Raw genomic sequence first — 12799 nt, forward strand, 5'->3', positions numbered from 1 at the left:
AACAAACTCATCAGTTTTTATTTAAGCGGCTAGTTTGCAAGCTAAAGTTATCAAATAAATGACAGTTGCATGATGCTTTTATGAAATTATCAAGAATTTTAAAATGTCTGTATGATTTATAGCAAACATCCAGTCGGACAATTGAGCACAACTGGATGTCTAATCATGATTTTAGGATTTATGCTTCCAATACGGCCAATTGATCTCAGGGATAAACTGATAGTCTTTATCTTGCCAATAAGATTGTCCAAGCGATGATTTATCTTTTAGCCCCATAATGTGCATTAAATTGTTATCAAGTTCGGCGGTATTGATGGTTCTGTCTTTGTTAACCCCAGTGGCGAGCATTTTATCTGCCCACATGATTACAGGAACCTGATAGCCTGCTTTGGTATTGGGACTATGTCCAGCATAGTCTATCTCATGTCCCACTTCATTGCCGTGATCTGATACAACGGTGAATGATCTAAAATCTGGGACTGTATCGGCTTTCAATGTATCTAAAAATTGTGCTAGCAGAGAATCTTCATATAACACGGCATTATCATAATCATTACGTAAGGAACGAATCCAAGGGTCAATATCGCGATTCTTCAGTTCTGTTTCTACAGTATCATTACTTTCACTGCTGAATTTATTGAAGGCGGCAGAATAGCGCTCTTTATAATTCGGGTGTGCACCAATCAGATGAAGAATAATTAACTTCTTGGGATCAGGATCTGCAAGTGCTTGCTGATAATCAGGCAATAAGCTTTCATCTAAAGAGGTACTACTCCGTCCAGAGCGGGTGTTTTTATAAACCGCTTTATCGGCATAGGAACCAAATAAAGAAGACAGATAAGTATCATCTTGGTTACTGAGCCAATAAATTTTATATCCTGCAGCACGTGCGTAAGCCAGCACACTCTCAGGCGAATATTTATCATGTTCAGAAGCCGGACTTTCGGTCAACAAGACCCGTAATGCATTAATCGTAGATGGTGATGGTGAGAAGGCATTACAGAATACTTTGATGTCAGCCAGTCGTTTGGCTAATTCAGGTGTGGTATCGCGTGCATAACCACACACCCCTAGATTCAAACTGGTTAGGCTTTCAGAAAGTACCAGTACATGGGTTTGTTTGCCTACTGCTTGTTGGGTCAGTGCGAGATTTTGTTTAGCACTGACATCCCATTGCTGATGGACATCTTTATGTTGCTTAATTCTATTTTGGAAATCTTCAATTTTAGTCTCAAACTCCGTCCAAAAAATAATGGGGTGGACTTTTCGTGAAGGTTTCATCAAATAGCTGGTCACGGTCAGTAACATCAATAAAATAATACAACTGCGATAAATGCGACTGTGCCAGAGTTGACTAAAATGGGCAGGCTTAACCAGTTTAAATACAGAAAAACTATAGATAGCCAACACACTGAGTAAAGCAAAAATTACTGCAGCAATCGTGACCAGATGCAGTTGTAAGAATCCCCAAATTTCTTGATGATTGGTATTGGCTATCGCTTCAATAACAAAATAGGCTTCATTATCACTATTAAATAAAAACCAGGTACTTGAACGTAGCAAGGCGTCTAACCAAGCAATAAACCACCAAGCAATGGTCAGGATATACCAATATGTTTTTTGGCGCGTAATTGCCAAATAAATAAACAAAACACCAGGTAGAGATAAAAAGCCAAGCCTTAAACCATCAGATAAATTACCTGCGACAATGAGCAAGCCACCTGTAATGAATGCAGGCAGCAAAATCAGCAGCAGAATATTCAAGTTTTTTAAGCTGGCCTTCATATATGCCTAGTACTGTGAGGGAGAAAAGTTAAGCGGCTAATATCGGTTTAACGGGGGAGTGTGTCAATTCTAAATTAAGAAGTATTTGATTGCACAGTAAATTAAATTAATTAGCACAGCTAAACTGTTAAATTGGTGCAAAGATCGTGCATGAAGTTATGTAGAAGTATCTAAAATCCATTATTTCTCCTCAATTTCTGCTTTTTGAAATGATATGTTAATAGGGATGGTGTTTGCCTGAAAGCTCGGTAATGATCATAGTTTGAACGTACTCGTATTCTCTCTATCTTTTTGAAAAATTGACTGTTTCTAGAATGGAATAAACAGCCATGTTATCTAAGTTTTTTATTCATCGCCCGATCTTTGCTGGTGTACTGGCAATCATCGTCATGGCTGTGGGTCTCTTTTCAATTCTAAAGTTACCGGTGGAGCGTTATCCCGATATTGCGCCACCACGAATTACTGTTGCGGCAAATTATAGTGGTGCAGATGCACAAGCGGTTGAAGACAGTGTTACCCAGGTCTTAGAACAACAAATTAAAGGCATTGATCATCTGCTGTATTTCAACTCCAGCAGTGATGCCAGTGGTAATAGCCGAATCAGTCTGTTCTTTGATCAAGGTACAGATCCAGATCAAGCACAAGTTCAGGTACAAAATGCGATTAATGGCGCGATTAACCGCCTACCCGAAGATGTACAACGACAAGGCGTTAATGTTCGCAAGTCGCTGAGTGATTCATTTATGGTGATCGGTCTGGGAGATAAATCAGGGCGTTCAACCAATTTAGATATTTCAGATTATTTAACCAATAACTTTGAGTTAAATCTCAGTCGAATCGAAGGGATTGGCGAGGTCAGTGTATTCGGATCGCAATATGCCATGCGTATTTGGCTCGATCCACAACGCTTAGAACGTTATCAATTACAAGTCAGTGAAGTGCGCACTGCCTTGGAAAACCAGAATGCACAGGTAGCAGCAGGTGCGATTGGGGATTTACCTGCCGCTCAAGATCAATATTTAAATGCCAAAGTCACCTCGGGTTCTTTATTACGAACACCAGAACAGTTTGAAAATATCATTGTCAAAGCCAATACAGATGGCAGCTTTGTTTACTTAAAAGATGTCGCTCGTGTCGAAGTCGGTGCTGAAAACTATCAGGTGTTTAACCGTCTAAATGGTTATCCTGCATCGGGGCTTTCACTGTCCTTGACGGTCGGGGCCAATGTGATGCAAGTTGCCGATGCAGTGTATAAGGAAGTGGCACGCTTAGAAAAAGCGCTACCTGAAGGCTATTTTGTGGTCTATCCACGAGATGATACGCCTTTCGTAAAAGAGTCGATGTCGCAAGTGGTATCAACCCTGATCGAAGCCATTGGTTTGGTTGTCTTGGTGATGTTTATCTTCCTGCAAAACTGGCGGGCTACTTTAATTCCTGCGGTTACCGTGCCAGTGGTAATTCTCGGAACTTTCGCCGTTTTAGCGGTTTTAGGGATGAGCATCAATACCCTGACTTTGTTTGCGATGGTGTTGGCGATTGGTTTGTTGGTCGATGACGCGATTGTGGTGGTGGAAAACGTTGAGCGGCTGATGCATGAACAGCAACTCAGTGCCAAGCAAGCCTCAATTCAGTCCATGCATGAGATCAGTGGTGCCTTGGTCGGGATTACGTTGGTACTGACCGCCGTATTTATTCCAATGTCTTTCTTTAGTGGTGCAACAGGGATTATTTACCGCCAGTTCTCGATTACGCTTGTGGTCGCGATGGGACTTTCATTGCTGGTGGCTTTGATCCTAACCCCAGCCTTATGTGCGATTTTATTAAAGCCTCAGCAGAAACAGGCGCGTTGGGCGATCAAGTTCAATCAGGGTTTGGACTATATTAAAACGCGTTATCTCAATGTTTCACAAAAAGTCATTAATTTAAAAACCATTTCTCTATTGGGTATTGTACTGCTGATCGGTAGTTTTATTTGGGTTTATCGTGACCTTCCAACCAGCTTCCTACCTCAAGAAGATCAAGGCTTGTTAGGGGTTCAATTCCGTTTACCGGAAGGGACACCGATGAGCAAGACCGAAGAAGTTGGAAAACAAATTTCAGATTATTTCCTTGAACATGAAAAGGCCAACCTGAATGGGGTCATGGTGATTCATGGGCGTAACTTTTCAGGTACAGGACAGAATTTGGGGCAGGCTTTTGTTTCATTAAAACATTGGAATGATCGTAAAGGTGCAGAAAATAGCGCACAGCAAATTCGTGCACGTGCAATGAAGTATTTCTCCCAAAATAATCAAGCGCGCATTATGGTGCTGATGCCTTCAGTGATTCGTGGGCTCGGGAACTCTGACAAAATGGAGTTTTGGCTACAGGACACCAAAGGCTTGGGTCGAGAAAGTTTATTGAACTCTTTCCGAAGTTTGCAGCAACAAGGGAATGCACTGCCTTCGGTCGAAAACCTTGATAAAAAAGGCAATGATGATCAGGCCGTATTGAATATCAAGATTGATCATAAAGCTGCGATGATTCATGGTCTTAATGTCAGTGAAATTAACCGCACACTCTCGACAGCGTGGAGTGGTAGCTATATCAATGACTTTATTGATCGTGGGCGTATTAAACGGGTCTATTTACAGGGTGATGCACCGTATCGTTCTAAGCCGGAAGACCTGAATTACTGGTATGTTAAAAATGCCAATGGGCAGATGGTACCCTTCTCGCAATTTAGTCAGATTGCGTGGCAAGGTGCGCCACCGATGTTAGAACGCTTTATGGGCTATCCTGCCATCAGCTTGGAAGCAGATGCAGCCAATGGCTTTAGTAGTGGGCAGGGGATGCAGGCCATTCGTAGTCTGGTGGATCAAATGCCTGATGTCGGTTTGGAATGGAGTGGATTGTCTTATCAAGAACAAGAATCCAGTAATCAGGCAATCTGGTTATATCTGGTGTCTGTAGCCTTTATTTTCCTTTGTCTTGCAGCGCTGTATGAAAGCTGGTCGATTCCTTCAGTGGTCATGGCTGCGATTCCACTTGGGATTGGAGGAACCATTCTATTTAGTTATTGGTTTGGTTTTGCCAACGATATTTATTTCCAGATTGCATTGCTGACCACCATTGGCCTGTCTTGTAAGAATGCGATTTTGATGGTTGAGTTCGCAGCAAGTCTACAACAACAAGGCCGAACAGCATTAGAGGCTGCATTACATGCAGCTGGGCTTCGCCTCAGACCAATTTTAATGACTTCAATTGCATTTGGTGCAGGTGTGATTCCATTGATGTTCTCCAGTGGTGCGGGCGCATTGAGCCGACAAGCGATTGGCTATAGTGTGTTTGGTGGAGTTGTATTTGGTACGATTCTGGTGCTGATCTTTATTCCATTTATGTATGTACTGGTCAGAACCTTGTTTAAGCCTAAAGATAAGGTTGAGTTGGCTAAATAAGAGCACTATAAATTAGTGGCAGACATGAATAATTCGTTCCTCTAATAAAGGTTCGAATTGTTCATTTTTGTTGTCTAAGTTGAGAATATAAAAAAATATTTGTAGTATTGCCGTGCCGTATAAGCGGCCTAATGAGGTTTGATTCCCTAAATGGACACGCAGAGTTGTAGTTTATTTCAAATTACACATTTTTATATTAATCAAAATCTGAATGAAGTTTTCTATTCGATCGTAAAATAATACGCTGCGTTTAGTCCTTCATTGCAGATACTTTGTAGTGAAGAGGCGAATATGAGCTACAACAACTTTTTATATTTATTAAGCGACGCACTTAAAAATAATCATATTGAACTGGCACTTGCATCAGTTGAAACATTTCAAGCCGTCGATATTGCAGATGTATTGACACAGCTCTCGGCTGAACAAAGTCAATTACTGCTCACGCATTTACCTGATCGTGCCTACGTATTTTCCTATCTTCCACCCAATGAACAAGTCAAATTGGCTCAAGCCATGCCCAGAAATATTCTGGCAGAGATTATTGGGGAAATGTCATCGGATAAACGCGCTGATGTGTTTAAGTGTTTAGATGAAGAACAACAAAATGCGCTATTACCAGCCCTAGCACAGGCCGAGAGAGAAGATATCCGTCAACTGTCATCATATTTAGAGGGAACAGCGGGTGCGATTATGAGCTCCGAATATGCGACCTTAAAACCGAATATGACGGTCATGGATGCAATCAGAATGTTGCGCCTCGAAGCCCCCGATACGGAAATGATTTATTTCGCTTATGTGTTGGATGAAGCACGCAAAATTCTCGGGGTTTTATCTTTAAAGCAACTGATACTTGCGCCTGAAGAGCAAAATATTAATGAGCTCATGGAAACCAATGTCTTAACCGCTTATGTGGATACCGACCAAGATGAAGTGGCAAAAACCATTGCACGTTATGATTTATTAGCGCTGCCGATTATTGATCATCAAAACATGATGGTCGGGATCGTGACCTATGATGATGCGATGGACGTGGCCAGCGAAGAAGCAACAGAAGACTTCTTAAAAGTCGGTGCGGTCAATGCATCATCTAAACTCAGTATTAAGTCGGCACCCATTTTGCAACTTTATCAGAAGCGTGTTTTTTGGTTGGTTTTCTTGGTGTTTGGTAGCTTGTTGTCAGGGATTGGTATTGCCCACTATGAAGATGTTATTGCGAAAAATCTGGTATTGGTTTTCTTTTTGCCGTTATTGGTGGGAAGTGGAGGCAATGCAGGTTCTCAGTCTTCAACATTGATGGTCCGAGCCTTAGCAACGGGTGATGTGCAATTCAAAGACTGGTTTTATTTACTCGGACGTGAAAGTTTAGTTGCACTGTGCTTAGGTGGCACCATGGCGGTTGCAGTGTCATTACTGGGTTATTTCCGTGGTGATGAAATGGTGGCTTTGGTACTGGCGCTGAGCATGATGGGCATTGTATTGATGGGCTGTTTGATCGGAATGAGCTTGCCGTTTATCTTAAACAAAGCTGGACTTGATCCTGCCAGTGCTTCCGCGCCGTTGGTCACCTCAATTTGTGATGCGACAGGGGTATTGGTGTATTTATTTATCGCCTCGATGATTTTATTCTGAGTCGTAATAATAATTGTACCGACAAAAGTTAAAAACTACTTTATTCTCAAGCATAAACATGGTTTTTAGGTTGAGTGAATGACGGCTCCAACACAACAAAAAAAATTAACTCAGCAGCAAGCGATTGCTGTCGAACGTGATTTAGCAAAGTTTGCCAACACCATGGACAGTTTGGTTCGGATTCCGTTCACCAAACAAGGTGTTGGAGCCGATGCTGCACTGAGCACCATTCCTTTTGCAGGTGATATTGCCGGTTTTATTTTAACGCTGTATGCGTTTAAAAAGGCGAGGGAGGTCGGTGTACCACAGCATAAACTGAAGGGTGTGGTCAAACTGGCAATTATGGATATGTTGGTCGGTTTTGTACCGATTGTCGGCACCTTATTTGACGTATTTATTCGTCCGAGTCGCAAGACGCTTGAAATTGTACATGCGCATATCCGTGAGGAATATCAAGTGCACAGTGATATTCATGTGGTCCATCCATTCTTACATGAATCACTTGAGCAGAAGCAAAAAAGCTCGGCATTTTGGCGTAATCCGATCGTGAGCTGGATTTGGTTACGTATCCCAGATTTGTTGGGAATTGCAGTCCTTATGTTATTGGTTGTCGCGGTCTGGGCCGGTTTCAGTTATCTGTGGCAGTTTTATCAATCTTTCCAAGCGCACTAGATTTTTAAGTAAAAATAAAGCCTCCGTGATGGAGGCTTTATTATGTATCTGATACTGATTATTGAACATTTAATTGCTGTAATGCAGCAACACGTTGTTCAATGGTAGGGTGAGTTTGGAATAAAGCAGCTAAGCTAAAGCCTTGTTCCTTACCTTCCGCAATCGCAAATGCTTTCATTTCTTTTGGCATTTGATCTGGCATTTCTGATTCTGCTTGTAAACGAAGTAGAGCAGAGATCATTGCTTGTTTACCTGCTAAACGTGCGCCGGCTTCATCTGCGCGATATTCACGTTGACGAGAGAACCACATCACGATGGCAGAGGCCATAATACCGAATACGATGTCGAGTACGATGGTAATGGCAAAATAAGCAAGGCCTGGTGCTTCACCTTCTTCACGACCAAATACATTACGGTCGATGAAGTCACCTGCAATACGTGCAAAGAACATGACAAAGGCGTTCACTACACCTTGAATCAGCGCAAGGGTCACCATGTCACCGTTTGCAACGTGACCGATTTCGTGCGCGAGTACTGCACGAAGTTCATCTTTGTTCATACGCTCAAGTAAGCCAGTTGAAACAGCTACTAATGCGTCATTTTTATTCCAACCTGTCGCAAATGCATTGGATTGGTAAGAAGGGAAAATACCCACTTCAGGCATGTTAATACCTGCACGTTGAGATAATTGCGCCACTTCTTGTAATAACCAAGCTTCTGCTTGACTACGGGGTGCATTTGGGTCAATTAATTCTGTCCCAGTGGTTTTTTTAGCCATCCACTTCGACATGAACAGGGAAATAATAGAACCCACCATACCAAAGACAAAACAGATGACTAAAAGGTTGCCTAGATTCAAGCCCCCTGCGCCATGGTAACTACCGACACCGAAGAGTGACAAGATAATGCCAGCTACAACCAGTACCGCGAGGTTGGTTAGCAAGAACAAACCAATCCGCATCATTGAGAAAACCCTCTTATAAAGAAAAAGTGATCTGATTTATAAATTATAAATCATAACGCTAATATGCAGGGCGAATTGTAAAAATTCAAGCAAAAAGTGGGCGCAGATACATTTAGCCTATAAAACGATGAATTGGCTATGAAACAGTGACTTAAATGAAATTTTGTCTAAAAAATATCAGGTAAAATCATTCTGTGAGAATCGTTGGCCTGAATTGTCAATCACTGAGGCGTATTCTGGCAGAAGCAGTGGCATTGGTGGTGGTATAGGTACCTGATGGTGCATCGGTAAAGGTACCATCGGCAAGAGTAATAATTTGGCGATTATATTGTTTTGGTGCTGGTGCAACTTCTACAGCTTCGGTGGATGGCGTGGTGTAATTGGCAGATTGTGCAATCACTTGTGTAGCGGCGCTCGATGAAGATGAGCCGATACTTGATGCATATAGATTTTGATAACGGCTAGTGACACGACGCACATAGTCTTGGGTTTCACGAAATGGAGGAATGCCACCATATTTATCGACATTGCCTTCACCTGCGTTATATGCGGCGATTGCAAGTTGCGTATTGCCATTAAACCGTTTAAGTAACCAACTTAAATATTTTGCACCAGCAAAAATATTTTGTTGTGGGTCATAGGCATTATTCACATTAAAGCGACGTGCAGTCGCTGGCATCAGTTGCATTAAACCTTGCGCTCCTACTGGAGAGCGGGCATTGATATTAAAGCCAGATTCCGTATGCATCACGGCTTTAATTAATCCCTCAGAGACACCATGTTGCTGTGCCGCTTGGCGAATCAATGGATCAAATGCATTTTTATTACGGCTATAGCTCGGAAGCACTGAAGCCTCACTCGCACCCCAGTTACTATAACTATGGATATTACTGTCGGGATAGTAGGTTGCTTTCACCACTTTTAAATGGCTATATTCTGCTTTCTTCTTATTGGTCAGCAGCGTTGTACCATTGTTGTCTTTAAATTGATAAATCGTCTGCCCAGCATAGCTTGGAGCTACGCCATTAAAAAAACCGATTGTCCCCAAGCAAAGGGTAAAAAAATATGTTGTTTTGTTCATCATTATAATATTCACGAAAGGATGAGCATAAGTTCTTCACAGCAGTGTAACAAAAAAAAGTAAAAAAAGAACTTTCGCTACAATTTTTTTATTTTCGACTGTTAGACAAAAATCAAGTCATTTTGTTCGAATGTTCAGCAAAAAAAATTAAAAAATTTTTTTTAAAAACTAAGTCTTGACTTATCTAAGTCATTGATTTTGTTTTTATAAAATCATTGGTTAAAAAATGATCAATCTAATCGGAAGCCTTATTTTAAGATAAAAAGAGTTTGTCAATAGCGAAGAAATCCACAAATTTATCCACAGCTTTTGTGGACAACTGTGGAAAAGTTTGAAATATAAGCAATCCAGCCGAATCTGAATTTTTTTGATCAGAATTTTACCAGTATGAAACTCAAATATGACGATTGGAAGAAATTGAAAAATTCTTTAGATGCGCATTTTTTCGGAATGAGATAAAATCTTGCGGGTATTTTTGTTTATGAGTAAATCACGTCTATGTACGCGCCAGTGGAATCCAACCAAGGATTTAATTTCAAGCCAGAACTTCCGACAAGTTCAGCGTATTATCGTCTGTTGAAAAAGCTTCGTCGTCAGGTTGGACATGCAATTCGTGATTACAACATGATCGAAGACGGTGATAAGGTCATGGTTTGTGTGTCTGGCGGTAAAGACAGCTATACCTTATTGGATATCTTGCTGCAGTTTAAACGGATTGCACCCATCAATTTTGATGTTGTGGCTGTGAATCTGGATCAAAAGCAACCGGGCTTCCCAGAAGATATCTTGCCGCGCTATATGGAAGAGAACAATATTCCATATTACATTCTTGAAAAAGATACTTATACCATTACCAAGCGCTTAACACCTGAAGGCAAGACCTACTGTGCAGTATGCTCTCGTTTACGCCGTGGTTCGCTGTATGGCTTCGCTCAAGAAATTGGTGCAACCAAGGTTGCATTAGGTCATCACCGTGATGACATCATGGCAACATTCTTCTTGAACTTGTTCCATGGTGGTAGTTTGAAGGCGATGCCGCCAAAATTACTTTCATCGGATAAAAAGAATATTCTGATTCGTCCTTTGGCTTATGTCGAAGAGAAAGACATTATCAAATATGCGGATTTACGTCAGTTCCCGATTATTCCGTGTAACTTGTGTGGCTCACAAGAAAACTTACAACGCGCCATTATTAATGACATGTTGCGTGAATGGGATAAACAGCATCCAAAACGTTTACACAGTATTTTTGGTGCCTTACAGAATGTGTCTCCATCACAATTGGCGGACCGTGAGCTATTCGATTTTGAAGCGTTAGATGCTCAACGTGAGTTTGATATGAAAGACCCAGAAGAGTTGAAAAATCGCTTAGATGTGGTCAATCTCAGTTTTGCAGCTGAGTAAAGTGTAAAAATTTTTGAAAAGGTACTTGTTAAGTACCTTTTTTTTATCAAAATTTTAAAAATTGAATCACGCGTACAAAAAATCATAGCCTAAAATAAAAATTACATGCTATAACAGGGCACGAGCAAATTGCTTCATGAGATGTCGTCTGGATAGATGGCACAAGAAATTGAACAAATACATTTGAGGAATAATCATGGCTGCATTTTTAACTGATGATTGGTTTGCAACTGTTGAAAAACTTACTGCTGAAGCAGGTGATTTAAACTTGCCACCAGCGCTTGCGAATTTAGCGATTAACTTGGTTGTAACAGATGCAGCTGGTAATACAGAGTTGGCTTTAGATGCGGGTAAAATCCAAAAGGGTTTATCTTCAAATGCTAAAACAACTTTGAACATGGATGCTGAAACTTTACGTAAAGTATTCTTGGAATTTGATATGGCTGCTGCGATGCAAGCATTCATGACTGGTAAAATCAAAGTGCAAGGCGATATGTCTCAACTTATGGCTTTACAAACAGCGAAGCCAAGCCAAGAGCAAAAAGATTTATTCAAGAAAGTACTTGAGCTTACTGCTTAAGTCTTCCTGAATAAAAAAAGCTTACCCAGAGGTAAGCTTTTTTTATATCTATTCAGTTATACATCAATACGGCTATTGGTCTTGAGATGTTCTAAATAGGTACGAATACGTGTCACATATTGTACGGCTTGTTTATATCGACCATTTCGTGCTTGATTACGCTGTAAATAGTCATACAAATTGACCCACTGATTCGGATCTTTGCCTTGGGCACGAATACGTTTCTGAATCTGGCTGACTGCACCAGGACCCATATTGTATGCAACCAAAGCATACCAGTTACGGTCTGGATAAGGCACATTACCAAATTGATCTAACATTAGATCAAAGTACTTTGCACCACCTTGAATACTTTGCAGTGGATCTGAGCGATTGCTTACGCCCATCGCTTTGGCTGTGCTGTTGGTCAACATCATTAAACCACGTACGCCAGTGGGAGAAACTGAGCTGGGTTTAAGATAAGACTCTTGATAGCCAATTGCTGCGAGTAAGTGCCAATCTAAATTGTATTTAGATGCGCTTTGCTTAAAGCTGGCCTTATAAATCGGTAAGCGTTGTTTCAAATCTCTTTGAATCGTAGACCAAGACTCTGGTTTAACCACATTGCGGTTATAGAATGAGGCCAATTGCTGGGTTGTACCCGATTGCTTACTTTGACAGATAAAACCACTCGCCGTGAGGGTGAGGGGATCATCAGCTTGCTTAAACACCCAGTTTAGCTGAGGATTTAAACCATTTTTACTTAGGCTTGCTTGATCGCCACAACTTGCTGAAAATGAAACCAGTTGTTTATTTTCAATCGCAGCCAGATTGGCTGTTGTCATAGCAATGTTCGCTTTACCTTGAGCAACCCATTTCAATGCCGTGGCATTGTCAGGAACGGTTTTGAAATCAAGCTTTACATTTAAGCTTTGTGCGTAATTACGCACTAAGTCATAACCAAAACCATGTTGGAATTGACCGTCTTTAAAGACCGTGGTTGGACTTTCAACTGCAACGACAGTTAAAACGTTGGTATTCACAACCGTATTGTATTGATGTGATTTTTCAGCATTCAAGCTATTGAAAGGAAGGATTGCAGCTCCTAACGCTAAAGCTTGAAAAGGTCGTTTGGAAGATAAAGAGTTAAGGCTAGGCCTCGACCCAGAACTTGAATTACTGTGCATGTTGTCTCCGCTACAGGTAATTTATGCCCAAAAAGTTCAGCAAAACACTGCCTTAACTTTTAAAAGTTGATAAATTCAATA

At 41.1% G+C, this 12799-nt stretch carries 9 protein-coding genes; 5 read left to right on the forward strand and 4 right to left on the reverse strand.

Annotation, left to right across the window (positions count from 1 at the left end):
• Window positions 1-171: 171 nt before the first annotated feature.
• Window positions 172-1785, reverse strand: coding sequence for a phosphoethanolamine transferase (locus F902_RS06145; protein WP_005202011.1), 1614 nt, complete (start codon window positions 1783-1785; stop codon window positions 172-174).
• 329 nt (window positions 1786-2114) lie between these two features.
• Here F902_RS06145 and F902_RS06150 point away from each other — a divergent pair, with 329 nt between their 5' ends.
• From F902_RS06150 to F902_RS06160, 3 genes are all read left to right on the forward strand, one after another.
• A complete protein-coding gene (locus tag F902_RS06150) occupies window positions 2115-5222 on the forward strand; it encodes an efflux RND transporter permease subunit (RefSeq protein ID WP_005202012.1) in 3108 nt (1035 codons plus the stop codon).
• 291 nt (window positions 5223-5513) lie between these two features.
• Complete coding sequence (gene mgtE, locus F902_RS06155) at window positions 5514-6851, forward strand: magnesium transporter (protein WP_004801570.1); 1338 nt, start codon at window positions 5514-5516, stop codon at window positions 6849-6851.
• A gap of 78 nt (window positions 6852-6929) precedes the next feature.
• Complete coding sequence (locus F902_RS06160; RefSeq protein ID WP_005202019.1) at window positions 6930-7523, forward strand: DUF4112 domain-containing protein; 594 nt, start codon at window positions 6930-6932, stop codon at window positions 7521-7523.
• Between the two features lie 58 nt (window positions 7524-7581).
• Here the strand turns inward: F902_RS06160 and htpX are convergent, their stop codons facing one another.
• Window positions 7582-8487 (reverse strand): protease HtpX, encoded by a 906-nt coding sequence (gene htpX / locus F902_RS06165; RefSeq protein WP_004801567.1) that lies wholly within the window; start codon window positions 8485-8487, stop codon window positions 7582-7584.
• A 217-nt stretch (window positions 8488-8704) separates the two neighbouring features.
• A complete protein-coding gene (locus tag F902_RS06170) occupies window positions 8705-9568 on the reverse strand; it encodes a lytic transglycosylase domain-containing protein (RefSeq protein WP_171061104.1) in 864 nt (287 codons plus the stop codon).
• Window positions 9569-10066: 498 nt separating this feature from the next.
• Here F902_RS06170 and ttcA point away from each other — a divergent pair, with 498 nt between their 5' ends.
• Together ttcA and F902_RS06180 are read left to right on the forward strand one after the other, a co-directional pair.
• Window positions 10067-10972, forward strand: a complete 906-nt coding sequence (ttcA, locus tag F902_RS06175) for a tRNA 2-thiocytidine(32) synthetase TtcA (protein ID WP_004801563.1) — start codon at window positions 10067-10069, stop codon at window positions 10970-10972.
• Between the two features lie 196 nt (window positions 10973-11168).
• Window positions 11169-11552: an SCP2 sterol-binding domain-containing protein gene (locus F902_RS06180; protein WP_004801562.1), complete on the forward strand. Its 384-nt coding sequence runs from the start codon at window positions 11169-11171 to the stop codon at window positions 11550-11552.
• Window positions 11553-11608: 56 nt separating this feature from the next.
• On the opposite strand, the gene F902_RS06185 is transcribed toward F902_RS06180, so the two are convergent.
• Window positions 11609-12718: an MltF family protein gene (locus tag F902_RS06185; RefSeq protein WP_005202024.1), complete on the reverse strand. Its 1110-nt coding sequence runs from the start codon at window positions 12716-12718 to the stop codon at window positions 11609-11611.
• Window positions 12719-12799: the final 81 nt, after the last annotated feature.

The organism is Acinetobacter higginsii (assembly GCF_000369525.1).
In the GTDB taxonomy this organism is placed as follows: Bacteria; Pseudomonadota; Gammaproteobacteria; order Pseudomonadales; family Moraxellaceae; genus Acinetobacter; species Acinetobacter higginsii.